The organism is Micromonospora sp. WMMD730, from assembly GCF_049178955.1.
In the GTDB taxonomy this organism is placed as follows: Bacteria; Actinomycetota; Actinomycetes; order Mycobacteriales; family Micromonosporaceae; genus Micromonospora; species Micromonospora wenchangensis.
In genome coordinates, this window is sequence record NZ_JBMHML010000002.1 from 3430416 (window position 1) to 3455907 (window position 25492).

The window sequence follows — 25492 nt, forward strand, 5'->3', positions numbered from 1 at the left end:
ATGGAGCGGTGACGCGGTGGCACGCACCCGTCACTATGGAGTAATGATTCGCTTCATCCTGAACCTGTTGTGGCTCATCCTCGGTGGCGGAATCGTGCTGGCCCTCGGCTACTTCGTCGCGGCGGTGGTCTGCTTCGTGCTCATCATCACGATCCCGTTCGGGGTGGCGTCGCTGCGGCTCGCCTCGTACTCGCTGTGGCCGTTCGGCCGAACCCTGGTCACCAAGCCGGGGGCCGGCGTCCCGTCCGGGCTGGCGAACGTGCTGTGGGTGCTGCTCGCCGGCTGGTGGCTGGCACTGTCGCACCTGCTCGCCGGGATCGCGCTCTGCGTCACGATCATCGGCATCCCGTTCGGCATCGCCAACTTCAAGCTCGTCCCGGCGGCGTTCTGGCCGCTCGGCCGGGAGGTCGTCGAGGCGCCCTGACCTCACCCCGAGGCGACCTGCGGCGCATCTGTGGCGATCCGCCGGTGTCGACAGGGTGTCGATACCGCTCGATCAGCCCATAAGCGGACCCGCGGCGGCCGGACCCGCGGCGGCCGGGCCACGGGGCCGCCGGGGTCAGGGCCGCCGGTCGGCGTGCAGCCGGTCGAGGTGGGCGGCGAGTTCGTCGGTGACCAGCAGGTCGGTGCGGATCCGGTCGTGCGGGTAGCCGGCCCGGCCGATCATGTGCGCGGCGACCGGCGCGGTGGCCAACTGGAACGCGCCGACCAGCACCAGCGTGGTGACGTCCACCCCGGTCCGCAGCCGCAGCGCGCAGCCGAGCAGCACCAGCAGCAGGCCGAGCACCTGTGGCTTGGCGGCGGCGTGCATCCGCGACAGCAGGTCGGGGAAGCGGACCAGGGCGACCCCGGCGGCGAGACTGAGCAGCGCGCCGCCCAGCAGGCAGGCCGCGGCCACCACGTCCAGCACCGCGTCGACGCTCACCTGTCGTCCCGGCGGGTGGCGAAGCGGGCGACGCTGACCGAGCCGACGAAGCCGAGGATGGCCAGCACCACCAGGATCGGCAGCGCGGTCGCGTCCCGGCTGTAGGCGGCCTCGGTCGCCACGGCGGCCACCACGATCGCCAGCAACACGTCGGTGGCGACCGCCCGGTCGAGCACCGACGGCCCCCGGACGATCCGGGTGAGGGTGAGCGCACCGGCCACCGCCAGCAGCACGGTGACGATCACGGCGACAGCGGTCATCTCGAACTTCCTTCCAGGGTGGACGGTGTGTGCTCCCGGATCAGCCGCTGTTCCTCAGCCGAGCCGATCGCCGCGATCAACCGGGCCTCCAACTCCAGCACGCCGTCGCGGAAGCGTTCGACCTCGGCACGGTCGCGCACCCCGAGCACGTGGACGTAGAGGATGCCGGCGTCCCGGTCCACCTCGACGATGAGGCTGCCGGGCACCAGGGACAGCGCCTCGGCGGTCAGCGTGAGGTTGAGGTCGGAGCGGACCCGCAGCCGCACCGCGATGATCGCGCCCAGCGGGGGGTGCCCGAACCGCAGCGCCAGGGCCGCGATCTGGACGCTGGCCACCACCAGGTCCCGCAGGAAGCGCAGGGCGAACCGCAGCAGCGGCACCGGGTGCACCCGCCCGGCGAAGGTCACCGGGGGCAGCGGGAAGACGGTCAGCACCACCAGCCCCACGACCAGCCCACCGAGCACGTTGGCCCAGCTCAGCGTCCCCCAGAGCAGCACCCAGACGGTGACGAGGACGATCATCGCGACGGCCTGGTTGCGGCGGCGGGCCGCCCGGGTCAGCGGCCGGTCCTCCGGATGCTCCGGGGCCGGCCCACCGCCGGGAAGCTGCGGCGACGGCTCCCCGGGCGGCGGCGACCGGTCCGGGGAGCGCTGCGGCGGCGGATCGTGGCTCACGGGGTCCCCCCGGGGTAGACGGCCTCGACGTACGGGGTACGCCGCAGCAGGTCGTCGGCGGCGTCGGAGCTGAGGTCGAACAGCGGCCCGGCCACCACGGTCAGCCCCAGCCCCAGCACCACCAGGGCGACCGTCGGCGCGATCATCAGGCGGGGCAGCATCGCGCCCGGGTGGGCGTCACGGTCCGGCCCCTGGTAGGGCTGCTCCACCCCGTCGGTCCGGACGGTGTGCACGCTGTCCTGCGGCTCGGGCATCTCCGGGTGCGGGCGACGCCAGAACGCCAGGTTCCACACCCGGGCGATGGCGTAGAGGGTGAGCAGGCTGGTCAGCAGCCCACCGGCGACCAGCACCCAGGCCAGCACACCGCCGTCGTCCACCCCGGCCTGGACCAGGCCGAGCTTGCCCAGGAAGCCGGAGAACGGGGGGATGCCGGCCAGGTTCAGCGCGGGCACGAAGAACAGCACGGCGAGCAGCGGCGACAACCGGGCCAGCCCGCCGAGGCGGTCCAGCGCGGTGCTGCCGCCCCGGCGTTCGACCAGCCCGGCGGCGAGGAACAGGGTGGTCTGGATGGTGATGTGGTGCACCACGTAGAAGATCGCGGCGGCCAACCCGAGCGACGAGCTGAGCCCCACCCCGAACAGCATGTACCCGATGTGGCTGATCAGGGTGAACGACAACAGTCGTTTGATGTCGGACTGAGCGACCGCGCCCAGGATGCCGACCAGCATGGTCAACGCCGCGACCACCAGCAGCAGGTCGGCGGTCCGGCCGCCGGGGAACAGCAGCGTCTCGGTGCGGATGATGGCGTACACGCCGACCTTGGTGAGCAGGCCGGCGAAGACGGCGGTGACCGGCGCGGGCGCGGTGGGATAGCTGTCGGGCAGCCACGCCGACAGCGGGAAGACCGCCGCCTTGATGCCGAAGGCGAGCAGCAGCATGCCCTGCAGCACCAGCCGCAGGTCGTCGGGGAGCGCGTCGAGCCGGTCGACGAGCTGGGCCAGGTTGAGGGTGCCGGTGGCCGAGTAGACCAGCCCGATCGCCACCAGGAAGATCAACGACGAGAGCAGGCTGACCACGACGTACGTGGTGCCGGCCCGGATGCGGGTCTCGGTGCTGCCCAGGGTGAGCAGCACGTAGCTGGCGACCAGCAGGATCTCGAAGCCGACGTAGAGGTTGAACAGGTCGCCGGAGAGGAACGCGTTGCACACCCCGGCGGTCAGCACCAGATAGGTGGGGTGGTAGACCGACAGCGGGGTCTCCTCGTGCCCGTCGGCCATGCCCTGCCCGATGGAGTACACCAGCACGCAGAGGGTGACGGAAGCGGAGACCACCAGCATCAACGCGGCGAGCTGGTCGGCGACGAGCACGATGCCCAGCGGCGCGACCCAGCCGCCGACCTCGACGACGAGCGGCCCGTCGATCGAGGAGCGGACGAGCAGGGTGGCGGCCACGGCGACGGTCGCGGTGAGCACGGTGAGGCTGACCCACCGCTGTGCGCGGGGCCGGCTGGCCAACAGCAGGGTCAGGGCCGCGCCGAGCAGCGGCATCACCACCGGCAGCGGGACGAGGTAGTTCACGCGTCCCTCCCCCGCCCGCCGGCCGTCGCCGCCACCGAGGCCGCCGAGGGCCGCTGGCTGTCCGGGTCGGGCCGGCCGTCGCCGTCGAGCTGGTCGTCGGAGTCGGACTGGTCGGCGTCGTCGGTGCCCGGCCCCTCGTCCCGGTCGGCCAGGTCCATGATCCGGCGGTCCTCCACGTCGTCCTGCACCTCGTCGTGGCCGTTGAGGTGCCAGCTGCGGTACGACAGCGCCAGCAGGAACGCGGTCATGCCGAGGGTGATGACGATGGCGGTGAGCACCATCGCCTGGGGCAGCGGATCGCTCATTTCGTCGGCGTCGCTGGTGCCGACGATCGGCGGGCCACCGGCCCGACCCCCGGTGAGCAGCAACAGGTTGGCACCGTTGCCGAGCAGGATGACGCCCATCAGCACCCGGGTGAGGCTGCGTTCCAGCAGCAGGGTCACCCCGGCGGCGAAGAGCACGCCGACCACGACGATGTAGGTGAGATTGGGGGTCACACCAGCTCCTTGTCCCGTACGTCGTCGTGGGCGTCCTCCTGCTGGCGGTCCATCTCGGCGCCGAGGCTGCGCAGGATGTCCAGCACCAGGCCGACCACGATCAGGTAGACGCCGACGTCGAAGAAGACCGACGAGACGAAATGGACCTTGCCGAGCAGGGGCAGGTGCAGGTCGAGCACCGCGCTCTGCAGGAACTCCCCGCCCAGCGGCATCGCCACCACCCCGGTGCCGACGGCGAGGAAGAGCCCCGCGCCGAGCACCGCCCCGGCGTCGACCGGCGCGGCGGCGTTGAGTTCCCGCCGGCCGCCGGCCAGGTAGCGCACGGCCAGGGCCAGGCCGGCGACCAGCCCGGCGGCGAACCCGCCACCGGGGGCGTTGTGACCGGAGAAGAGCAGGTAGACCGAGAACAGCACGATGGCGTGGAACAGCAGCCGGGTGACCACCTGGAGGATCACCGAGTGCCGGTGCGCCTCGAAGCCGGCGGTCAGCCAGCGCGGCCCGCCGGTGGTCGCCGGTCGGGGGCCGGGGACGGCGCTGCGCCGGTCCAGGTCCCGGGAGCGGCGGAAGATCAGGCTGGCCACCCCGGTGGCGGCCACCACCAGCACCGCGATCTCGCCCATGGTGTCCCAGGCGCGGATGTCGACCAGGGTCACGTTGACCACGTTCTTGCCGCCGCCGTAGGAGACCGCCTCGTCGGGGAACCGCTCGGAGACCGGGGTGGCCAGCCGGCCGCTCGACGCGACCCAGGCCATCCCGGACACGACCGCGCCGACGGCGACCCCGAGGGCGATCCGGCCGCGCCGGCTGCGGCGGATCGGCCGGGCCGAGAACTTCACCGGCAGCCGGCGCAGCACCAGCACGAACATGACGATGGTGACGGTCTCCACCAGGAACTGGGTCAGCGCCAGGTCCGGCGCGCCGTGCAGGACGAACATCAGCGCGGTGCCGTAGCCGGCGACACCGACCAGGATCATCGCGGTGAGCCGGCGTAGCGCGCGGGCGGCCATCACGGCGGCGACGATCACCAGGGCGGCGACGACCGCCTGCAACGGGGTGTCCCAGGCGCGGAACTCCCGGGGCCAGGGCCCACCGGTGAGCAGCGCGCCGCCGGGCAGGACGACCAGCACCACCAGGATGATCCCGAGGTAGAACGGCAGCGAGCCGCGCTGGGTCGCGCCGGTCAGCTCCACCGCGAGCCGGTCCACCCCGGCGACCAGCCGCTCGTAGCCGGCCGCGCCGTCGACCGGGGTCCACCGGGTCACCCGCAGCCGTCCCCGGTGCAGCAGCAAAAACAGCCCGACGCCGACCGCCACCGCCAGGGCGGACAACCCGAGCGCCGGGGTCAGGCCGTGCCACAGCGCCAGGTGATAACCCGGCTCGGCGGTGGAGAACCCGTCGGCGTACGGGGCGAGCAGCCCGTCGAGGGCCGGGGCGGCGACGCCGACGGCCAGCCCGGCCACGGCGAGCAGCGCCGGGGCGGCGAGGAACGACCGGCCCGCCGGGTGCGGGTCGGTCGGCGCGACACCGGGCTTGCCGGCGAACGCGCCCCACAGGAACCGCAGCGTGTACGCCACGGTCAGCGCCGACCCGGCCACCACCCCGGCCAGCACCAGCAGGTCCGTCGTGCCGCCGTGTTGGAACGCCTCGAAGGCGGCCTCCTTGGCGACGAAGCCGGCCATCGGCGGCAGCCCGGCCATCGACGCGGCGGCCAGCACGGCGACTCCGGCCAGTACCGGCGCGCGGCGGCCGAGGCCGCTGAGTTCGCGCAGGTCCCGGGTGCCGGTGGTGTGGTCGACGATGCCGACGACGAGGAACAGGGTGGCCTTGAACAGGGCGTGCGCCAGCACCATCGCCGCGCCGGCCAGCGCGGCGTCCCGGCTGCCGGCACCGAGGACCACCATCAGCAGCCCGAGCTGGCTGACCGTGCCGTAGGCGAGGAGCAGTTTCAGGTCGGTCTGGCGCAGCGCCACCCAGGCGCCGAGGAAGAGGGTGGCCAGGCCGGTGCCGAGCAGCACCACCCGCCAGGCGGTGACGTCGGCGACGGCCGGGCCGAGCAGGGCGACCAGGAACACCCCGGCCTTGACCATGGCGGCGGCGTGCAGGTAGGCGCTGACCGGGGTGGGCGCGGCCATCGCCCCGGGCAGCCAGAAGCTGAACGGCACGATGGCCGACTTGCTGAGCGCGCCGAGCAGGATCAGCATCAGCGCGGTGACCAGGTAGCCGCCGCCGGGCAGGTCGGTGGCGACGACCGACCAGCGGTAGCTGCCGGCGTGCTGGCCGAGCATCACGAACCCGGCCAGCATGGCGAGCCCACCCAGGGTGGTGACCAGCAGCGCCTGCATGGCGGCCCGCCGGCTGGCCCGCTTGGTCGGGTCGTAGCCGATCAGCAGGTACGAGAAGACGGTGGTGAGTTCCCAGAACACGTAGAGCAGCAGCAGGTCGTCGGAGACGACCAGGCCGAGCATGGAGCCGGCGAAGGCGACGAAGACCGCGGCGAAGCGCCCCAGCCCCGGGTCGTCGGAGCGGAAGTACCTGGCGCTGTACGCCAGCACCAGCGCGCCGACCCCGCCGACGAGCACCACCATCAGCCAGGACAGGGTGCCCATCCGCAGGGCCAGTTCCAGACCGATCCGGGGCACCCACGGCCAGGTCTCCACCACCGGCTCGCCGGCCCGGACCGCACCGGTACGGGTCAGCGCCCAGACCAGCGTGGCGGCCGGGGCGAGCGCGACGGCGTAGAGCGCACGGCGTCCGAAGCGACGTACCAGCCCCGGGGCGACCACGGCTGCCAGTGCGTGGACCGCCACCAGGACCAGCACATACCCTCCTCGAAGATCAGTGTCGGCGGCCACCGGCCCGTTCGGGGCGGTGCGGAACCGGCGGCGCGGGGACGGGCGTCCCCGGGTCGCACGGCCACCGCGGCGGTGGCGTCACCAGTGGTTGGTTGGTCGGTGGTGGTGCCCGGTCAGTGACCGGCGAACACGTCCACGGCGGTCGTGGTGGCCGCCTCCGCACCCGCGACGACGACCTCGTCGCCGGCGAGCAGGACGTAGTCGTCGCCGGGGGTCGGTACGACCCGGCCGGCGCGGACCACCGCCAGCAGCGACAGCGGCAGGCCGGACAACGCGGTGTCCCGCCAACGCTTTCCGTCGCCGTCGCCGCCCACGGCGACGGGTATTCGCACGACGGTGACGCCGGGGAGCTGGCGTTCCAGCTCGGCGAGGTGGTCGACGGTGATCGCCTGGTTGAGCACCCCGGCGACGGCCTGCGCCTCGGACTGGTCGAGCACCAGCGTGCCGACCGCGGTGTCGGTGTCGTCGGGGTGGTAGATCACGATGTCGCGCCGCCCGCCGGGGTGGGAGATGACGCTGGCCCACTGGCCGTGCGCGGTGGCGAAGCGCTGGCAGAGTCCGACCCCGTGAATGACCGTACGTTCGAACCGCACACCGACCTCCTTCGCCCAACATCGAAGGGGCGTCCGGCCGGTAACGGCCGCGCGCCCCTTCATCCCTATCATGATCAGGGCGCGATCGCCCACCCTCACCGTCCCATCATTCGGGAAACCTGGACGTCGGAGGCGGTGTCGACGGACCCTCGACGCCGCCCGGGGCGACGGTCACGGGTCCGCCGAGCCGGCACCGACCCGGTCGGCGGCCGACGGGCCGGGCGACGCGTCGGCGGCGGATGCCGTCCCCGTCGTCAGCGGGCGTCGGTGCGTTCGGCCGACCGGTGCCGGCCCGACGGGTCGTCCCGGTCGATGCGCAGCTCCCGTTCCAGCTCGGCGATCACCGCCCGCAGGTCGTCCAGGCGCTGGGTCAGGGCGATCCGGTCCACCTCGTCGGGCACCCCGTCGCCGTCGGCGTCGTAGCCGGGCGCCAGCCGCTCGGTCATCTCCAACCGGCGGGCCTCCTCCATCGAGTTCACGATGACCGCGATCAGGATGTTCAGCAGCAGGTTGACCGTGATGAGCACGTAGCTGACGTAGTAGACGAGGGTCCACGGGGACAGCGCCATCCCCTGCTCCACCAGATCCGGCAGGGTCTCCAGGGACAGCAGCACGAACAGGGTCAGCAGCGACCGGCCGATGTCGCCGTACTGCTCCGGGTAGGCCCGGCCGAAGATCAGCCAGCCGGCCATGCCGTAGACGTAGAGGGTCACCATGGCCAGCGCGAGGAACCCGCCGACACCGGGCAGGCTGCGCCACAGCGCGGCCACGATGGTGCGCAGACCGGGCGAGAAACGCACCAGGCGCAGCACCCGGGCCACCCGGACGACCCGCAACAGCGCCGAGTCGCCGTGCAGCCCGGGCAGGAAGATCGCCGCGATCACCACCAGGTCGAACACGTTCCAGCCGTGCCGCAGGAAGTCCTGCGGCCGACGCCCGTACGCCAGCACCCGGACGGCGATCTCGGCGACGAAGGCGGCCCGGAAGCTCAGCTCCAGCCAGTGCAACGCCGGCCGGGCCGCACCGAGATCCGGGTAGGTCTCCACCCCGAGGACCGCCGCGTTGGCCATGATGAGCACCACGATCGCCGCCTCGAAGGGGCGTGACCGGGCGATCCGGGCGCACCACTGGGCGAGGCCGGCGGGGCGGACGGGCCCGGGATCGGCGGCACGCCGACGGGTGGGAACAGGCACGGACGACACCGGTCACCCGGTCCCGGGGCGGTACGGGAACGCGGCGGCCATCCCGACACCCTACCGGCCACCCGGGACGATCACCGTCGGTGATGGACCGGGTACCCGACCACCGGCGATCACAGGTTCTCGTCCCGACATTGAACGACCAGCGCCCCGGCTTCGTACCACCCGGTGAAGGGAGCTGCTCATGAAGCGCACGACCCCGTTGCTCACCCTGCTGACCGGGACGGGCATGGCCGCCGTCCTGTTCGCGATGAGCGCCCAGGCGGCGCCGCGTACGGCCGATGCCGGTGCGGCCGCGCCCGCGACGAGCCCGCCCGGCGCCGCCGTGGTGTCGCCCGCCGCCCCCGCGGCCGAACCGGACGCCGACCCGGCGGCCGAGCCGGAGGCCACCCCGGCGGCACCGGCGCCGGGCCAGCCCGGCCCGGCGCAGACCACGCCACCGACCACGGCGCCACCGGCGAAGCAGGCCGACTCCAACTGGACCGGGCGGCTCGACGGCGGCGCCACCATCGCCATCACCGTCACCGACGGCAAGGCGGTGGCGTACGTCTGCGACGGCAAGAAGCTGGAGGTGTGGCTCAACGGCACCGCCGCCGACGGCCGGATGAAGCTGACGGGCAAGAAGGGCGAGGTGCTCACCGGGTCGTTCGGCGACGGGGTCGCCTCCGGCGAGATGGTGGTGGGTCAGCGCCGGTGGAAGTTCACCGCCAAGCAGACCGGCAAGCCCGACCCGGTGCTCTACCGGGCCACCGCGCAGCAGCGCCGCGCCGGCGTCGACGGCGGCTGGATCATGCTGCCCGACGGCAGCCAGATCGGGGTGGTCACCCGAGACGGCGCGCCGGTGCCGGCCCCGCCGCTGGACCCCGCGTTCGGCACCACCATCCTCGACGGCCGGACCGTCACCGCGTCGCCGGTCGTGGCCGACCCGGGGTCCGGTGCGTGATGACGACGGCACGCCGCAGGTTCGAGACCGACGTGGGACGCGACTTCGACGAGGGGCCGTCCGTCCGGGTCCTGTCCGACCCCCCACCCGCCCTGACGCCGTCCGACCCGGTCGCCGCGCCGTCCACCGGCTCCGGCGCCCCGCCCGCCTCGGTGCTCGTACCGCTGCTGGTCGGGGCGGCGGTCGCGGTGGCCCTCGGGGCGTACGGCCGGATGCACCAGCCCACCGGGATCGCGGTCAACGTGGCCGGCTTCTCCAGCCCTCAGGCGGTCAAGGTCTGGCTGGGCACCGGGGCGGCCTTCTTCGCCGTGGTGCAGCTGCTCAGCGCGTTGGCGATGTGGGGCCGGCTCGGTGGCTTCTCGCCCTCCTGGGCGGGTGGGCTGCACCGGTGGAGCGGCCGGGTGGCGTTCCTGCTGACCGTTCCGGTGGCGGTGCACTGCCTCTACGCGCTGGGCTTCGCCGACTACGACCTGCGGACCCTGCTGCACTCGCTGCTCGGCTGCCTCTTCTTCGGGGTGTTCACCATGAAGATGCTGGCGCTGCCCAAGCGGGGGCTGGCCGGGTGGGTGCTGCCGGTCGTCGGTGGGTTGGTGTTCACCGTCCTGATGGGGATCTGGGTGACCTCGTCGCTGTGGTACTTCACCACCTTCGGGGTGGGGACGTGACGGGCTCGTGACACGGGAGAGGAACGACGGGCAGATGTGCGACGAGCGGGGGACCGGTTGTGCGTCCCGACGGGCGGTGCTGGCCGGTGCCGGCGGGGTGGGCGTGACCGCCCTGCTCACCGGCTGTCAGACGTACGGCGAGCCGACCACGCCGGCCGCGGCGCCGCAGACCGGCGGGTCGGCCGCCGCGCCGGGCGGCGCCTCGCCGGGCGGCAGCGGCGCACCGGCCGGGCCGTCCGCCGGGGCGAGCGGCTCCCCCGCCGGGGGCGGCGAACAGCCGCCCGCCCCGGCGGCGCTGGCCGCGGTGGCGGACATCCCGGTCGGCGGCGGCAAGATCTTCAAGGCCGAGGGGGTGGTGGTGACCCAGCCGGCGGCCGGCACCATCAAGGCGTTCTCGGCGACCTGCACCCACCAGGGCTGCACGGTCACCTCGGTCAAGGACGGCACCATCGTCTGCGGCTGCCACAACAGCGTCTTCGGCATCGCCGACGGCGCGGTGCGCAGCGGCCCGGCCGGTAGCCCGCTGCCGCCCCGGGCGGTGACCGTCGACGGCGACGACATCCGGCTGGCCTAGGGTCGGCACACCTAGATCGCCGAGTCCAGCCACGCCATCCGCCGGTCCAGCCAGTCCCGCAGGTAGTCGAGCTGCCCCTGCCACGTGTCGGCGGTCGGGGTGACGATGGGTCCGATCTTCTCGGTGGTCAGGTTCGGCCACCGCTGGAAGTTGCGGTCGGCGGCGTTGGCCAGCGGCGCGGTGAGAGCGGTGAGGCGCGCGTCGAGCCCAGCGGCCGACAGCGGACCCCGCCGGAGCTCGGCCCAGCGGGTCCGGACCAGCGCCATGAACCCGGGGTCGGTGACCAACCTGTTGATCCAGTTGTTGGGCTTCGGCCACCGGGGCTGCTCGTACTGCCAGCCGGTGGTCTCCAGGTTGGCCCCGCCGCCGACGCCGTAGGTGAGGTCGAGGTCCCACAGCGGCCCGGCGGTGATCCTGCCGCCCCGGTCCTTGTAGAAGTACGAGCTGCGGGCGTAGGCGTCGAAGTTGCGGGTCAGTTCGTTGAGGATGAACGAGTCGACGAACGATCCGACGTCGATCCAGGCGGGATAGCCGGTCACCGGATCGGCGAAGCCGGGGGACTGCATCAGGTCGTTGAACTGTTGGAGGTGCCCGGTCAGCCAGGCCTGCTGTTCCGGTTGCAGTGGCGAGGGGTCGACCACCTCCAGGTAGTGCCAGCAGGTCGCGGGCCGGCCCTGGCAGTCCAGGGTGGGCTCCTCGGCCGTCAGCCACTCGAACTTGAGGATGTACCCACCGGTGATGGCCGGCAGGGTGACGTCGTCGGGGTCGAGATCCTTGAGGTCGAGCCGGTTCTTCGCGTTCTTGATGGTCTCGACGATCAGGTAGACGCCCTGGTAGTCCTCGGCGCTCACCGGCCGGTCCGCCACGTTGTGGTAGAACTCCACGAAGGCGTACCGGGGTGCCTGGAATCCGATCTCGCGGGCCAGGTCGAAGGTGAACGCCTCCCGGATCAACGCCTTGTCGGTGTAGGGCCCGCGCAGCACCCAGTCGGACTCGGCCGGCATCCCGAGGACCGGAAGGTCGACGTCGTCGTCCTCGTTGTCCCGGAACTCGACCCGGTAGGGCGCCTTGTCGAACAGGGAACTCGACGTGCCGCGCAGGTGGTAACCGATCCGGGTGGCGAGGGTGGGTGGCGTCGCGAGCGACGCGTGTCCCCCGGTCGGCGCGAAGAGCAGCGCGGCGGCGTCGACGAACTCCCGGTCCGGCGCACCCTGGCCGTACCCGTCGATCAGCAGGATCGGCAGGTCGAGGCTGACGTCCACGGCCCGCTCGACGTAGAGGGCGGTGCCGGGGTCACCGGTGGCCACCCCGTCGACGAACGCCTGGGCCCGTAGCTGGGTGGTGTCGACGAGGGTCACCGGGGTGCCGTCGTAGCGTGGGGAGTCCGCGCCGGGCAGCGCCCCGTCCGTCGTGTAGCGGATCTCGGCGTCGGTCACCGTCGTCCGCAACGAGACCGTGAGATCGTCGCGGAAGGTGCCGCTGGGCACGGAGAAGACGATGTCGCCGGTCAGCTCGTCCGCCGGGTCCGCCGCCGGGGCGACGGTGGCCGCCACGCCGGCCGGCCGGTCCGGGGCCGGCGACGGAGCGCCGACCACACCGAGCGAGATCGCGGTCACGACGCCCAGGACCCGGGCCGGCAGATTCCGCACAGTCACTCCCCTGCGTCACGGGCGGCTGGAGCACGCTCCAATCCATCTACGCACGCCAATGTTACAGGATTGTCACCGTGGGTGACCGGTCCGGTACTTTCAGACGGCGAGCGCCTGGCGGACCGACCGTTCGGCGTCCCGGCCGCCGTCGCCGGTGGCGGTGACCCGGCCGGACTCCAGCACGTAGTGCCGGGTCGCCACCCGCAACGCGAAGCCGAGGTGCTGCTCCACCAGCAGCACCCGGATGCCGGCCCCGGTGGCCAGCTCGACGATCCGGTCCTGGATCTCGGCGACCACCGACGGCTGGATGCCCTCGGTGGGTTCGTCGAGCAGCAGCAGCCGGGGCCGGGTGACCAGCGCGCGGGCGATGGCCAACTGCTGCCGCTGGCCGCCGGAGAGCAGCCCTGCGCGCCGCCGCAGCAGGGGACGCAGCGCCGGGAACAGGTCCAGCGCCTCGGCGGTGGCGGCGGCCCCGTCGCGCCGGCCGTCGGCCACCAGCCGCAGGTTCTCCGCCGCCGTCAGGTGCGGGAAGCACTGCTGCCCCTGCGGGACGTACGCCAGGCCCCGGGCGACCCGCTGGTGCGGGGCGAGCCGGGTGACGTCCTCCCCGTCGAGGGTGACCGTGCCGGCGCGGGGGCGCAGCAGCCCGACGGCGACCCGCAGCAGGGTGCTCTTGCCCGCGCCGTTGTGGCCGAGCACGGCGGCCACCCCGTCGGCGGGGACGGCCACGTCCACCCCGTGCAGCACCTCGCTGCGGCCGTAGCCGGCGTGTACGCCACGCAATTCCAACATCACGCCTCCGGTGCGGTGTCGACGCCGAGGTAGACCTCCTGCACCCGGGGGTCCGCCTGGACCTGGGCGACGGTGCCCTCGCTGAGCACCTTCCCGGCGTGCAGCACGGTCACGCTGCGGGCGAAGCGCCGCAGGAAGTCCATGTCGTGTTCGATGACCACCACGGTGCGGTCCCGGCTGACCGTCTCCAGCAGGGCGCCGGTGGCGTCGCGTTCCTCGTGGCTCATCCCGGCGACGGGTTCGTCGAGCAGCAGCAGCCGGGCGTCGGAGACCAACAGCATGCCGATCTCCAACCACTGCTTCTGCCCGTGCGCCAACGCGCCGGCCGGCTGGTCACCCCGGTCGGCCAGCCCGATCGTCTCCAGCGCGGCGGCCACCTCGTCGGGGATCCGGTTGCGTCGTCGGGCCAGCGTCCACCAGCTCCGGGTGGCTCCGGCGGCGATGTCGAGGTTCTGCACCACGGTCAGTTCCTCGAACACCGACGCGGTCTGGAAGGTGCGGCCGATGCCGAGCCGGGCGATGCGGTGCACGTCGCGGCCGAGCAGTTCCCGGTCACCGAAGCGGACCGAGCCGGTGGCCCGGACCAGCCCGGTCACGGCGTCGACCACCGTGGTCTTGCCGGCCCCGTTGGGGCCGATCAGGAACCGGATGTCGCCGGGCGGCACGTCGAGGTCGACCCCGTCGACGGCGGTGAAACCGTCGAAGGTGACCCGCAGGTCGCGTACGCACAAGCCGTCGAGCTGCGGGCCGGTCATGCCGCCGACACCTCCGTCCGGTTCTCGGCCCGGTCCACCGGCCGGGTCCGCCGCCACCACCGCGCGCCCGCCGGGTCCGACCGGCGCTGCCGGGCCAGCACCCACAGCGACGCCAGGCCGCCCGGCAGGAACGCCACCACCAGCACGAACAGCAACCCCTGCAGGTACGTCCAGGTGCCCGGGAACCGTTCCGACAGGGCGGTCCGCGCCCAGGCCACCGCCACCGCGCCGAGCACCGGACCGAGCAGGGTGGCCCGGCCGCCGACCGCGACACCGATGACGAACTCGATGGACGGGACGATCCCGATCAGCGCCGGCGAGATGATCCCGACCGCCGGGACGAACAGCGCCCCGGCCAGCCCGGCCATGCCGGCGGCCACGACATAGCCGACGAGCTTGACACCGGCCGGGTCGTAGCCGAGGAAACGGACCCGTTCCTCACCGTCGCGGACGGCCACCAGCAACTCGCCGTAGCGGCTGCGGATGAGCTGGCGGGCCAGGGCCAGCAGCGCCAGCAGGCTGGCGGCGATGATGAAGTAGACCATCCGCTGGTTGACCGGGTCGTCCAGGTCGTACCCGAAGAAGCCCTGGATGTCGGTGAGGCCGTTGGTGCCGCCGGTGGTGCCCTGCTGGCCGACCAGCAGGATCACCATCGCGGCGGCGAGGGCCTGGCTGAGGATGGCGAAGTAGGCGCCACGGACCCGGCGGCGGAACACCAGCGAGCCGAGGCCGAACGCGACCGCCATCGGCAGCAGCACGGTGGCCGGCAGCGCGATCCACGGGCTGGCGAACGGCCGCCACCACAGCGGCAGCTCGTCGAGCTGGCCGTAGAGCTGCATGAAGTCGGGCAGTTCGCCGGGGCCGGCGTCGGCGAGCTTGAGGTGCATGGCCATCGCGTAGCCGCCGAGGCCGAAGAACACCCCCTGGCCGAGGGTGAGCATGCCGCCCCGACCCCAGGCGATGCCGATGCCGACCGCGACCATCGCCACGCACAGGTACTTGGCCAGCAGCGACAGCCGGAAGTCCGACAGGGTCAGCGGGGCGACGGCGAACAGCAGCGCCGCCCCGAGGGCGAACCCGGCGGCGGTGCGGGCCGGGCCGTCGAACCGGCGGCCCCGCCGGCCGCCGGCCGGGGTGCCGGCCGCGCCGGCGGGATCGGTGCGGACCAGCGGCGCGGCGGTCATGCGAGGCTCCTGGTACGCAGGGTGAACAGCCCCTGGGGCCGCCACTGGAGGAACGCCACGATCGCCACGAAGACGATCACCTTGGCGACGCTGAGCGTGGTGAGGTACTCGCCGGTGGCCTGGAGCACACCCAGCGCGAAGGCGACGATCACGCTGCCCTTGAGCTGGCCGATGCCACCGACCACGACGACCAGGAAGGCATCGATGATGAGATTGGTGCCCATCGTCGGGCCGATCGGCCCGAGCAGGGTCAACGCGACCCCGGCGACGCCGGCCAGGCCGGAGCCGATGAAGAAGGTGGTCCGGTCGACCCGGGCGGTGGGGATGCCGGAGACGGCGGCGAGGTCGCGGTTCTGCACCACCGCGCGGATGCGCCGCCCGAGCGGGGTGAGCCGCAGCGCCAGGGTCAGCGCCAGCACGGCGGCCAGCGCGAGCGCCAGGATGAACAGCCGGTTGTTGGCGACGGTCAGCCCGCCGGGCAGGGAGATGTTGCCGGTCAGCAGCGCCGGGGCCCGGGTCTGCACGTTGGGGCTGCCGAAGACGTCGCGGGCCAGTTGCTGGAGCATCAGCGAGACACCCCAGGTGACCAGCAGGGTGTCCAGCGGGCGGGCGTAGAGGCGGCGGATCAGCAGCACCTCCAGCAGCACGCCCATGGTGCCGGCCACCGCGAAGGCGACCGGCAGCGCCACCAGCAGTGACCAGCCGGCGGCGGTCACGGTCTGCTGCAGGACGTAGGTGGTGTAGGCGCCGGCCATGATGAACTCGCCGTGCGCCATGTTGATCACGTTCATCTGGCCGAAGGTCAGCGCCAGGCCGAGGGCGATGAGCAGCAGCACCGCGCCGATGCTGACGCCGGTGAAGAGCTGACCGAAGAGGACTGTCACGTTCGCGCTCCGAAGGGGTGGGTCGGCCCGGGCGGGGGTGCCTCCCGCCCGGGCCGGGATCGGTCAGCTCAGGCCGCTCGCCCAGGGGTAGCTCTTCAGGTACGGGTCCGGCGTGATCGGCTTGCCGGAGTTCCACACCTCGGTGATCAGCCCGTCGCCGCCGACCTTGCCGATCCGGGCGGTCTTGGCGATGTGCTGGGTGGGGCCGTCCACGGTGACCAGGCCCTCCGGGGCGTCGTAGGTGATGCCACCGGAGGCCGCCCGGACCTTCTCCACCTCGAACGTGCCGGCCTTGTCGACCATCGCCTTCCACAGGTACACCGCGACGTAGGCGGCCTCCATCGGGTCGCTGGTCGGCTTGTCCGCGCCGTACTTGGCCTTGTAGGCGGCGACGAACTTCTGGTTGGCCGCACCGGGGGTGGTCTGGTAGTAGTTCCAGGCGGTCAACTGGTCCTTGAGGTACTGGGTACCGATCCCCTTGACCTCCTCCTCGGCGATCGACACCGACACCACGGGCATGCTCGCGGCGGTCAGCCCGGCGGAGGTGTACTCCTTGAAGAACGCCACGTTGCTGTCGCCGTTGAGGGTGTTGAACACGGCGTCGGCCTTCGACGAGCGGACCTTGTTGACGATGGTGCCGAACTCGGTGGAGCCGAGCGGGGCGTAGTCCTCACCGAGCACGGTCATCCCGTTCGCCGCCGCGTACGCCTTGATGATCTTGTTGGCGGTACGCGGGAAGACGTAGTCGCTGCCGACCAGGTAGACCGACTTCTTGCCCTGCGCCTTGAGGTAGTCCAGGCCGGGCACGATCTGCTGGTTGGTGGTCGCCCCGGTGTAGAAGATGTACGGCGACTGCTCCAGCCCCTCGTACTGCACGGGGTAGAACAGCAGCGCCTTGTTCTTCTCGAAGACCGGCTTGACCGCCTTGCGGCTGGCCGAGGTCCAGCAGCCGAAGACGGCGGCGACCCGGTCCTGGGAGATCAGCTTCTCGGCCTTCTCGGCGAAGGTGGGCCAGTCGGAGGCGCCGTCCTCACCGACCGGGACGATCTTCTTGCCCAGCACGCCACCGGCGGCGTTGATCTCCTCCACGGCGAGCATGATGGAGTCCCGTACGGTGACCTCGCTGATGGCCATGGTGCCGGAGAGCGAATTGAGCAGGCCGACCTTGACGGTGTCGCCGGACACGTCGGCACTGACCCCGGCGGTCGACTTCTCGTCGGAGGTCTTGCTGCCACAACCGGCGAGCGCGGCGGCGGCAATCAGGGTCAAGGCGCCCGCCAGGATGCGGCGGCCCCGGAACTGTGACATTCATTCTCCCTGCGGAGCGATATTCGCCGGATAATTTTCCGTGCCGGCCCGCACTGGCCGGCAGGTATTGCTGGCAATGATTGGTAGGCGGTGCGGTCGTAGCGCAGGTCGGCAGGCTCGTCGCGCGACGGGTGGGGCGTCGCGGCGGCGGTCCGCAGTGGACTTTCGGGCAGCAAAAGCTTCTGCCCACTTGATTGCCACCACGTTTCCCGGCCCTTAATTGACTGTTTCCCGGACCGATCTCGACACACACAAAAAAGGCCACCGCCACAATGGACGATGACCGCTCACGAGAATGCGCGACGCCTATCCGACACGGGATAGACCACCACCACCGAACCCGCCCGACAATAGACAGGAATGGCGATTACTTCACGCAGGAAGCATCCTAGAACCCCCACCCACCCCCCTGTCAACACCCCACCTCCGCCCTCCCGCCTCCCGCCCTCACCCCTCCCGGCCCACCCCCCGGCCCGCCCTCCCGGCCCGCGTGATCAAGAGGTTTGCGTCAGCCGTGGAGCTGGAGCTGACGCAAACCTCTTGATCACCGGGGACAACCCGCGGGCCGGCGGAAGGGTGGGAGAGTGGGCGGGGTCAGAGTTCGGCGAGGACGGTGAAGTCGAGGCCGTCGGCCTCAGCGAGGTAGATGCGTTGGCGGACGTGGCGGCGGCGCAGCTGCAACTCGCCCCGGGGGCCGTGGTAGGTGACCGCGTCCGCCGCCGCCCCGATGGCGCGGACGTCCAGCGTGCGGGCGCGGGCGATCAGGGCGGCGAGCAGCATCACGCCCTCGTAGCAGGACTCCCCCAGGCTGCCCAGCGGCGGCGCGTCCACCCCGAACCGGCGGGCGAACGCGCCATGGAAGTCCAGGTTCTCCCGGGTGACCAGGCCGGCGAAGAACCCGGCCGTGCTGAACAGCCGGCGGGTGCCGCCGACGCCGCTGGCCAACAGCATGTTCTCGTCCATCAGGGTGCTCAACCGCAGGCACCGCTGGTCCAGCGCGGAACGGCCGAAGGCCCGGTTGAACCGGACGGCGTCGGCACCGACGAGCAGCATCAGCACCGCGTCGGCCTCGGTCCGCTCGATCTCCCGCAACACCGGTCCGAAGTCCTCGGTGCCCAGCGGCAGGAACGCCCGCCCGCACACCCGCGCCCCGTCGTCGCGGGCGTACCGCTGGGCGGCCTGCGCGGTCCGGCGCGGCCAGACGTAGTCGTTGCCGACCAGGTACCAGCGGCGGACCCCCTGCTCCCGGGCCAGCAGCCGCATCGCCGGGCGGAGCTGCGCGTCCGGCGTCTCGCTGGTCAGGAACACCCCCTCGGTACGCTCCCCACCCTCGTACAGGGCGGTGTAGACGTACGGCACCCGGTGCGCGATCCGGGGCGCCACCGCCTGCCGGACCGACGAGATGTGCCAGCCGGTGACCCCCTGCACCGCGCCGGTCGACACCAGCGCCTCCACCTCGGCGGCGACCTGCGCCGGTGGCGCACCGCCGTCGACCGGCACCAGCCGCAGCTCCCGGCCGAGCACCCCGCCGGCCCGGTTGACCTCCTCCACCGCCAACTGGGCACACAGCTCACAGGTGGGGCCGAACATGCCGGCCGGGCCGCGCATCGGAAAGACCAGCGCGACACTGACCACCGACCGGTCGACGGTCAACCAGGGGGCCGCGCCGGCCGTGCCGCCCGAGCGGGGCAACGGCTCCGGCACGCCGTGGGGGCCGGGCACCGGCACGGACATGCTGACATGATTGCCGGCAACCCTGGCGGGCCACCAGACCCGACCGAAAACCGGGACGCTTCGGTAACATGGCAACCCACCGAACGGGGAGAGACATGGCCGACGATCCCACGACGCCCGTCGACCTGATGCGCGCGCTCACCCGCGCCGAACGGCTGCTCGCCCGCCGGGTCGGCGCGGTGCTCACCACCGAGGGGCTCACCGTCGAGGCGTGGCGGGTGCTCTGCCGCCTCGCCGACGGGCAGGGCCACCCGATGAGCGAGGTCTCCACCGAGGAGTCGTTGCCGCCGGGCACCCTGACGAAGCTCGTCGACCAGCTCGTCGACCAGAATCTGGTGCACCGCCGGATCGACCCGTTCGACAGGCGACGCATCCGGGCCTACCTGACCCCCCGGGGCCGCCGCGAACAGGAACGCATCGACGCCCTCGTCCGGGCCGAGCTGGCCGGGCTCCTCGACGACGCGACGCTGACCGGGCAGCTCGTCGACCTGGTCGCCCGGCTCGACCCGCGCCGGCAACCGGTCCGGGTCGGCTGACCCCGGCCCGACCCACCGGGGATCCCGCCCGACGCCTGGCCGGCGGCGGTCCGGCACGGGTGCAGACACGACAGGTCGCCGACCGCCCGCCGGCGGCGGCAACGCCGGCAGGAAGCCTCCGCGGTCGACACCACCGCACCCCGCACCGCCCGGGCTGAGGGCGGACCGGGGCAGGGTCCGCCCGGCCGGTGGCCGGTGCGGGGTTGTGGGGGCCGCTAGGCGACCGGCACCGCGTCGGCCCCGGTGCGGGTCGCGGGTCGGTGGAGACCCCCGGGCGGGGTGTTCGCGTCGACCGGGGCGGTGAGCAGGGTACGCAGGGTGTGCGCGTCGACGGCGGTGGCGGTTAGCAGCGCCGCCGGGCCGCCCGCCAGCGGCAGCCAGGCGGCGGACGCCCCGGGGCCGGCGGGGAGCAGCCGGCCCCGGGGCTGACCGCCGCCGGCGTCCACGGTGGCCGGTCCCGACGCGGCGGCGGGACCGACCACCAGCAGCGACCCGGTCGCCGTCGCCCCGCCCAGCACGGCCGGCCCGGCCCAGCCGGGTGCGGCCGGGCCGACCGCCAGGGACTGGCGCAGCAGCGGCCGCCCGGCGTGGTCGACCGAGGTGGCCACCACGACGTCGCCGGCGGGTTCGCCATACCGGCCGCAGACGAGTTCCTCGCGCCAGAGCAACCGGGCCCCCTCGGCGAGGGTCACCCGGGACCCGGCGACGTGGTCGCAGCCGGCCGCCGCGACCAACTGCTCCGGAAGCCAGTGCAGGGTGCCGCCGTCGTGCACCACCGCGTCGACCCGCATCCGGGAGACCGCGCCGGGCCGGCCGGGCAGGGCGACCGAGGCGGCGACGGTACGCACCTGCACCGCCGCCCCCGGCCCCACCTCGACGCTCAACCGCAGGTCGTCACCGGCCAGCGGACCGGCCGCGCCGCCGACGACGTACACCGTGGGGACGCCCTGTTCGGCGGCGGCCTGGCGCAGCAGCAGCGGTGACTCGCCCCGCAGCTCGCGCAGCACGGTGCGGCCGTGACGGTCGGCGACCGCCACCACCCGGGCGACCGCGCGCATCAGGCGACGGCCAGCCGGCCACGGTGGTGGGCCAGCTCGTGGCGCACCCAGTCGGCCACCCCGGTGGCCAGCGGATCACCCACGATGGACAGGAACACCGTCGGCAGGTCCCCCCGCCGGGCGCGGGCGTCGCGGTCCATCACCGACAGGTCGGCCCGCACCAGCGGGGCAAGGTCGGTCTTGTTGATGACCAGCAGGTCGGCGGCGGTCACCCCGGGCCCACCCTTGCGGGGCACCTTGTCGCCACCGGCGACGTCGACCACGAAGATCTGCCTGTCGACCAGCCCCCGGCTGAAGGTGGCGGTGAGGTTGTCCCCGCCGCTCTCCACCAGCACCAGGTCCAGCGGCCCGACCCCGTCGACCAGCTCGTCGATGGCGTCGAGGTTCGCGCCGATGTCGTCGCGGATCGCGGTGTGCGGGCAGCAGCCGGTCTCCACCGCCCTGATCCGGGCCGGGTCGAGCACCCCGGCCCGACGCAGGAAGTCGGCGTCCTCGGTGGTGTAGATGTCGTTGGTCACCACGCCCAGGCGCAGCTCGTCGGCGAAGGCCCGGCACAGCGCCGCGACCAGCGCGGTCTTGCCCGACCCGACCGGCCCGCCGATGCCGACCCGCAGCGGGCGGGCGGTGGGCGGCAGCGGGGCGTGCGGGTCGACCCCCGGCTCGGGGTGGGTGTGCGGCACGGTCTCGTCGTGCGGGATCGACGCGTGCGGGGTCGGCGATACGGTTTCAGGACGCAAAGAGACGCACCTCCCAGGTGGTGTGGACTTCGGCGTGGATGTCGGTGAGCGGGGCGGCCGGGGCCGGCAGCCACTCGGGCGGGTCGTCGGCGGTGGCGACCGCGCGGGCCGCCGTGGCGTCACAGTCGACGGCCAGCGCCGCCAGCACCGCGTGCACCCGGTACGGGTCGAGGCCGAGCAGCCGGACCGCGGCGCTGGCCGGGCCGGTCACCGACCCGTACGCGGCGACGGTCGCGACCGCCACCGGGTCGAGGCCGGCGGCGGCGGCGACCAGGCCGAGCACCAGCGGCTGGTGCGGCCCGGACGGGCCGGTGGGCACGTCGTCGAACCCGCCGCCGGGCCAGATCTCCCGGCCGGCCCGCAGCAGCGCCCGACCCTGCCGGCGGGAGACGGCCCGCAGCGCCGGGGCGGCGGTGCGGGCGTCCAGTTCGGCGTCCAGCCGGGCCAGCGTCGCCCGCCGGGCGGCGGTGCCGGCGGCCCGGTGGGCCGCCACCGCGAAGGCGGCGGCGACCAGCCCACCGGTGGCCAACCGGCCGCGCAGGAACCCGGCCAGCGTGGCCGGATCGGTGACCAGCCCGGCCGCCACCGCCGCCTCCAACCCGGCGGAGTGGGCGTGCGCCCCGGCGGGGAACCTGCCGTCGGCCAGCAGCAGCACCATGCTCGACGGGGTCATCAGAACAGGTGGTACCGCTGGGCCATGGGCAACTCGACCACCGGTTCCGGGTCGACCACCACCCCGTCGATGCGGACGGTGAAGGTGTCCGGGTCGACCTCGATGCGCGGCAGCGCGCCGTTCTCGGGCAGGTCCGCCTTGCCCCGCGAGCGCACGTCGGCCACCGGGACCAGCGGGCGGCGCACGTCCAGCCGCAGGCCCGCCTCCAACGCGGCCGGCGCGACGAACGCCACGCTGGTCGCGGCCGGCACCACGCCGTACGCGCCGAACATCGGCCTCGGCAGCATCGGCTGCGGGGTGGGGATGGAGGCGTTCGCGTCGCCCATCTGCGCGTACGCGATCATCCCGCCCTTGATCACCAGGTGGGGCCGGACGCCGAAGAACGCCGGGTCCCAGAGCACCAGGTCGGCGAGCTTGCCCGGTTCCACCGAGCCGATCTCCCGTTCCAGTCCGTTGGCCATCGCCGCGCAGATGGTGTATTTCGCCACGTAGCGGCGGGCCCGGTGGTTGTCGGCCGGGCCGTCGCCGGGCAGCGCGCCCACCCGGCGCTTCATCACGTGCGCGCTCTGCCAGGTCCGGGTGATCACCTCGCCGACCCGGCCCATCGCCTGCGAGTCGGAGCCGATGATGGAGATCGCCCCGAGGTCGTGCAGCAGGTCCTCGGCGGCCATCGTGGACGGCCGGATCCGGCTCTCGGCGAACGCCAGGTCCTCCGGCACCGACGGGTTCAGGTGGTGGCAGACCATCAGCATGTCGAGGTGCTCGGCGAGGGTGTTGCGGGTGTACGGCCGGGTCGGGTTCGTCGACGACGGCAGCACGTTCGGCTCCCCGGCCACCGTGATGATGTCCGGCGCGTGCCCGCCCCCCGCCCCCTCGGTGTGGTACGAGTGGATCGCCCGCCCGGCGATGGCGCGCAGCGTGTCGGCCACGAACCCGGCCTCGTTGAGGGTGTCGGTGTGGATGGACACCTGCACCCCGGACGCGTCGGCGACCCGCAGGCAGGCGTCGATCGCCGCCGGGGTGGTCCCCCAGTCCTCGTGCAGCTTGAAGCCACCCGCCCCGGCCCGCAACTGCTCCCACAGCGCCTCCGTGGAGACCGTGTTGCCCTTGCCCAGCAGCAGCACGTTCACCGGGAAGGCGTCCAGCGCCTCGTGCATCCGGGCCAGGTGCCAGGCGTTCGGGGTGACCGTGGTGGCCCGGGTGCCCTCCGCCGGGCCGGTGCCCCCGCCGACGAGGGTGGTGATGCCCGAGGTGAGCGCCTCGGTGACGATCTGCGGGCAGATGAAGTGCACGTGGGTGTCCACCGCCCCGGCGGTGAGGATGCGACCGTTGCCGGCGATCACCTCGGTGGACGGGCCGATCACCAGGTCCGGGTGGACGCCGGGCATGGTGTCCGGGTTGCCGGCCCGGCCCAGCGCCACGATCCGGCCGTCGCGCAGCCCGACATCGGCCTTGGCCACCCCCCAGTGGTCCAGCACCACCGCGCCGGTGATCACCGTGTCCAGCGCGCCCTCGGCCCGGGTGGCCCGGGACTGGCCCATCGACTCGCGGATCACCTTGCCGCCGCCGAACACCGCCTCGTCCCCGCCGACGCAGTGGTCGACCTCCACCTCGATCAGCAGGTCGGTGTCGGCCAGCCGGATGCGGTCGCCGGTGGTCGGGCCGTACAGGTCGGCGTAGCGTCGCCGGTCCACGGTGCTCATCGTCCCGCCTCCGCGTCGCGCGGTCCGGACCCGTCGGCATCCGGCCCCGGGTCGAGGGGGCCGGCGACCTCGCCGCGCAGCCCCGGCACCACCCGGGCCCCGCCCAGCGGCACCAGGTCCACGGTGCGGCTCACGCCCGGCTCGAAGCGCACCGACGTCCCCGCCGGCACCGCGAGCCGGTGGCCGTACGCGGCGGCGCGGTCGAAGCGCAGCCCCGGGTTGGTCTCGGCGAAGTGGTAGTGCGACCCGACCTGGATCGGCCGGTCGGCGGTGTTGACCACCAGCAGGGTGGTCACCGGACGCCCCACGTTGATCTCGACCGGCCCGTCGCCGGGCAGGATCTCCCCCGGGATCACGGGATCGGGTGGTGCACCGTCACCAACTTGGTGCCGTCCGGGAACGTCGCCTCCACCTGCACCTCCCCCAGCATCTCCGGAATGCCGTCGAGCACGTCGTCGCGGCTGAGCACGGTCCGGCCGGCGGCCATCAGGTCGGTGACGGTCCGGCCGTCCCGGGCGCCCTCCAGCAGGAAGGCGGTGATCAGGGCGACGGCTTCGGGATAGTTGAGGCGCAGTCCGCGCTCGCGCCGACGGCGGGCGACGTCCGCGGCGACGTGGACGAGCAGGCGGTCCTGCTCGTGGGGCGTGAGGAACACGGGATCTCCCGGGCGGCTCGGCGTGTTTCCCACCGTAACGGCCGGAACCGGGCCAGGGGCACGGAACGGACACGGGGCAGGAAGGACACACGGGACCGCCGTCGGACCACCGGCAGGGTGCTCCGGGGCCCCACCGGCCCCGGCCCGCCACAGGGCCACTCGGCGGTGGTGGTTGGGAAGGACCGCACCGCCAACCGCTGGACCGACCGTAGAGGATCACCCCGGGCCGTGGCAACGCCCCGGCGGGGGCGTCAGGCGAACAGCAGCAGCGGGTCGGTGTCCCCGCGCACCCCGACGAAACAGGCGGCGGACGTCCGGCAGCCCCGGCGCACCTCCCGCACCCCGTGCATCCGGCCCGCCTCGAACATCACCAGGTCACCCTGGCCGGGCAGCACCGTGTCGTGCGGCGGCCCGACCAGTTCCGGTTCGAGACCGTAGTCGAGCGGGTCGGCCTTGAGCGCCACGAACTCGTCCTCACCGAGGCGTCCCCAGAAGTCGATCTCGCCGCCGTCGCCGGGGGCCGGCACCTCCAGGTAGATGTTCACCCCGAGCCGTCGCCGCAGCCGGTAGGTGTCCAGCAGCGGGATCTGCCGGCGGTCGATGTGCGGGCGGCCCCGGCCGCCGGGGGTCATCCGGCGCAGCACCCCGGGGAGCATCATCCGCCCCTCGTGCCGGCCGACCGTCGCCCCGCACGGCCACATCTCGTCGAGGTCCAGCCGGATCAGGTCGGTGGGCGACTGCCGGCCGGCGAACACCTCGTGCCGGATCAGCCGGGTGGTGGCCGGCGCGTCGTCGAGGTACCGGCGGACCACCTCACCGCCGTTGGCGACCTGCCCCATCGAGGTGCCGACGCTGGTGAACTCCGTGGTGAGGGAGAAGTTCGCCGCCGCGACGGCGGCCACCACCCGGGGCAGGACGGCCTCGCACTCGGCCGGCGGAAAGTACTCCCGGTGCCAGATGAGGTCGATCTCCCCGGTGGCGAGGTCCCGCAGCGACCCGGGGGTCAGCCGGTCGCTGCGGCGCAGGTGTTGGCTCACGTCACTCCCTCGTCGGGCGGCTGCGGCA

General features: G+C 73.2%; 27 protein-coding genes. 5 read left to right on the forward strand and 22 right to left on the reverse strand.

Annotation, left to right across the window (positions count from 1 at the left end; genetic code table 11):
* The first annotated feature begins 43 nt into the window (after positions 1-43).
* A complete protein-coding gene (locus ACN265_RS14965) occupies positions 44-424 on the forward strand; it encodes a YccF domain-containing protein (protein WP_204924355.1) in 381 nt (126 codons plus the stop codon).
* A 135-nt stretch (positions 425-559) separates the two neighbouring features.
* Here ACN265_RS14965 and mnhG read toward each other — a convergent pair whose 3' ends face one another.
* From mnhG to ACN265_RS15005, 8 genes are all read right to left on the reverse strand, one after another.
* Entirely contained in the window at positions 560-925 is a 366-nt protein-coding gene (gene mnhG / locus ACN265_RS14970) for a monovalent cation/H(+) antiporter subunit G (RefSeq protein ID WP_145920159.1), read from the reverse strand.
* Positions 922-1185 carry a monovalent cation/H+ antiporter complex subunit F gene (locus ACN265_RS14975; RefSeq protein ID WP_088645903.1) on the reverse strand — a complete coding sequence of 88 codons (264 nt, stop codon included), beginning with the start codon at positions 1183-1185 and terminating at the stop codon, positions 922-924. Before ACN265_RS14975 ends, mnhG begins: the two co-directional genes overlap by 4 nt.
* Positions 1182-1745 carry a Na+/H+ antiporter subunit E gene (locus ACN265_RS14980; RefSeq protein ID WP_232377538.1) on the reverse strand — a complete coding sequence of 188 codons (564 nt, stop codon included), beginning with the start codon at positions 1743-1745 and terminating at the stop codon, positions 1182-1184. The genes ACN265_RS14975 and ACN265_RS14980 overlap by 4 nt, the downstream gene beginning before the upstream one ends.
* Before the next feature lie 110 nt (positions 1746-1855).
* On the reverse strand, positions 1856-3436 hold the full coding sequence (locus tag ACN265_RS14985; RefSeq protein ID WP_420117473.1) for a Na+/H+ antiporter subunit D: 1581 nt from the start codon (positions 3434-3436) through the stop codon (positions 1856-1858).
* Positions 3433-3933, reverse strand: a complete 501-nt coding sequence (locus ACN265_RS14990; protein WP_204924358.1) for a Na(+)/H(+) antiporter subunit C — start codon at positions 3931-3933, stop codon at positions 3433-3435. Before ACN265_RS14990 ends, ACN265_RS14985 begins: the two co-directional genes overlap by 4 nt.
* Complete coding sequence (locus ACN265_RS14995) at positions 3930-6752, reverse strand: Na+/H+ antiporter subunit A (protein WP_421408214.1); 2823 nt, start codon at positions 6750-6752, stop codon at positions 3930-3932. The genes ACN265_RS14990 and ACN265_RS14995 overlap by 4 nt, the downstream gene beginning before the upstream one ends.
* Positions 6753-6898: 146 nt before the next feature.
* Entirely contained in the window at positions 6899-7378 is a 480-nt protein-coding gene (locus ACN265_RS15000) for a hypothetical protein (RefSeq protein ID WP_421408216.1), read from the reverse strand.
* Between the two features lie 254 nt (positions 7379-7632).
* Positions 7633-8571 carry an ion transporter gene (locus ACN265_RS15005; protein ID WP_421408218.1) on the reverse strand — a complete coding sequence of 313 codons (939 nt, stop codon included), beginning with the start codon at positions 8569-8571 and terminating at the stop codon, positions 7633-7635.
* Positions 8572-8761: 190 nt separating this feature from the next.
* Here ACN265_RS15005 and ACN265_RS15010 point away from each other — a divergent pair, with 190 nt between their 5' ends.
* The 3 genes from ACN265_RS15010 to ACN265_RS15020 are packed head-to-tail and all read left to right on the forward strand — an operon-like array spanning position 8762 to position 10759.
* On the forward strand, positions 8762-9520 hold the full coding sequence (locus tag ACN265_RS15010) for a hypothetical protein (RefSeq protein ID WP_421408221.1): 759 nt from the start codon (positions 8762-8764) through the stop codon (positions 9518-9520).
* On the forward strand, positions 9520-10185 hold the full coding sequence (locus ACN265_RS15015; protein ID WP_307826112.1) for a DUF6529 family protein: 666 nt from the start codon (positions 9520-9522) through the stop codon (positions 10183-10185). The genes ACN265_RS15010 and ACN265_RS15015 overlap by 1 nt, the downstream gene beginning before the upstream one ends.
* A 7-nt stretch (positions 10186-10192) precedes the next feature.
* Positions 10193-10759, forward strand: a complete 567-nt coding sequence (locus tag ACN265_RS15020; protein WP_421408223.1) for a Rieske (2Fe-2S) protein — start codon at positions 10193-10195, stop codon at positions 10757-10759.
* Positions 10760-10770: 11 nt separating this feature from the next.
* On the opposite strand, the gene ACN265_RS15025 is transcribed toward ACN265_RS15020, so the two are convergent.
* The 7 genes from ACN265_RS15025 to ACN265_RS15055 form a co-directional block, all read right to left on the reverse strand.
* On the reverse strand, positions 10771-12408 hold the full coding sequence (locus ACN265_RS15025) for a CotH kinase family protein (protein WP_421408225.1): 1638 nt from the start codon (positions 12406-12408) through the stop codon (positions 10771-10773).
* A 99-nt stretch (positions 12409-12507) separates the two neighbouring features.
* Positions 12508-13200, reverse strand: a complete 693-nt coding sequence (urtE, locus tag ACN265_RS15030; protein ID WP_204924364.1) for an urea ABC transporter ATP-binding subunit UrtE — start codon at positions 13198-13200, stop codon at positions 12508-12510.
* Complete coding sequence (gene urtD, locus ACN265_RS15035) at positions 13200-13955, reverse strand: urea ABC transporter ATP-binding protein UrtD (RefSeq protein WP_204924365.1); 756 nt, start codon at positions 13953-13955, stop codon at positions 13200-13202. The genes urtE and urtD overlap by 1 nt, the downstream gene beginning before the upstream one ends.
* Positions 13952-15139, reverse strand: coding sequence for an urea ABC transporter permease subunit UrtC (gene urtC / locus ACN265_RS15040; protein ID WP_421408228.1), 1188 nt, complete (start codon positions 15137-15139; stop codon positions 13952-13954). Before urtC ends, urtD begins: the two co-directional genes overlap by 4 nt.
* Positions 15136-16023 (reverse strand): urea ABC transporter permease subunit UrtB, encoded by an 888-nt coding sequence (urtB, locus tag ACN265_RS15045; RefSeq protein ID WP_204924367.1) that lies wholly within the window; start codon positions 16021-16023, stop codon positions 15136-15138. The genes urtC and urtB overlap by 4 nt, the downstream gene beginning before the upstream one ends.
* Before the next feature lie 63 nt (positions 16024-16086).
* Entirely contained in the window at positions 16087-17331 is a 1245-nt protein-coding gene (gene urtA, locus ACN265_RS15050; RefSeq protein WP_421408231.1) for an urea ABC transporter substrate-binding protein, read from the reverse strand.
* Positions 17332-17925: 594 nt separating this feature from the next.
* Positions 17926-19065, reverse strand: coding sequence for a substrate-binding domain-containing protein (locus ACN265_RS15055; RefSeq protein WP_357930431.1), 1140 nt, complete (start codon positions 19063-19065; stop codon positions 17926-17928).
* A gap of 95 nt (positions 19066-19160) precedes the next feature.
* Between ACN265_RS15055 and ACN265_RS15060 the strand changes: the two genes are divergently transcribed.
* Positions 19161-19601: a MarR family winged helix-turn-helix transcriptional regulator gene (locus ACN265_RS15060; protein WP_421408233.1), complete on the forward strand. Its 441-nt coding sequence runs from the start codon at positions 19161-19163 to the stop codon at positions 19599-19601.
* 215 nt (positions 19602-19816) lie between these two features.
* On the opposite strand, the gene ACN265_RS15065 is transcribed toward ACN265_RS15060, so the two are convergent.
* The 7 genes from ACN265_RS15065 to ACN265_RS15095 all read right to left on the reverse strand — a co-directional run bounded on the left by ACN265_RS15065 (position 19817) and on the right by ACN265_RS15095 (position 25464).
* Positions 19817-20659, reverse strand: a complete 843-nt coding sequence (locus ACN265_RS15065; RefSeq protein WP_421408235.1) for an urease accessory protein UreD — start codon at positions 20657-20659, stop codon at positions 19817-19819.
* On the reverse strand, positions 20659-21396 hold the full coding sequence (gene ureG / locus ACN265_RS15070; RefSeq protein ID WP_088647759.1) for an urease accessory protein UreG: 738 nt from the start codon (positions 21394-21396) through the stop codon (positions 20659-20661). Before ureG ends, ACN265_RS15065 begins: the two co-directional genes overlap by 1 nt.
* A complete protein-coding gene (locus tag ACN265_RS15075; protein ID WP_421408237.1) occupies positions 21386-22069 on the reverse strand; it encodes an urease accessory protein UreF in 684 nt (227 codons plus the stop codon). Before ACN265_RS15075 ends, ureG begins: the two co-directional genes overlap by 11 nt.
* Positions 22069-23772, reverse strand: a complete 1704-nt coding sequence (locus ACN265_RS15080) for an urease subunit alpha (protein WP_420118184.1) — start codon at positions 23770-23772, stop codon at positions 22069-22071. The genes ACN265_RS15075 and ACN265_RS15080 overlap by 1 nt, the downstream gene beginning before the upstream one ends.
* Positions 23769-24128: an urease subunit beta gene (locus ACN265_RS15085; RefSeq protein ID WP_421408240.1), complete on the reverse strand. Its 360-nt coding sequence runs from the start codon at positions 24126-24128 to the stop codon at positions 23769-23771. Before ACN265_RS15085 ends, ACN265_RS15080 begins: the two co-directional genes overlap by 4 nt.
* Complete coding sequence (locus ACN265_RS15090) at positions 24125-24427, reverse strand: urease subunit gamma (protein ID WP_088646841.1); 303 nt, start codon at positions 24425-24427, stop codon at positions 24125-24127. The genes ACN265_RS15085 and ACN265_RS15090 overlap by 4 nt, the downstream gene beginning before the upstream one ends.
* Before the next feature lie 251 nt (positions 24428-24678).
* Positions 24679-25464 carry a 2OG-Fe(II) oxygenase gene (locus ACN265_RS15095; protein ID WP_420118186.1) on the reverse strand — a complete coding sequence of 262 codons (786 nt, stop codon included), beginning with the start codon at positions 25462-25464 and terminating at the stop codon, positions 24679-24681.
* Positions 25465-25492 lie beyond the last annotated feature (28 nt).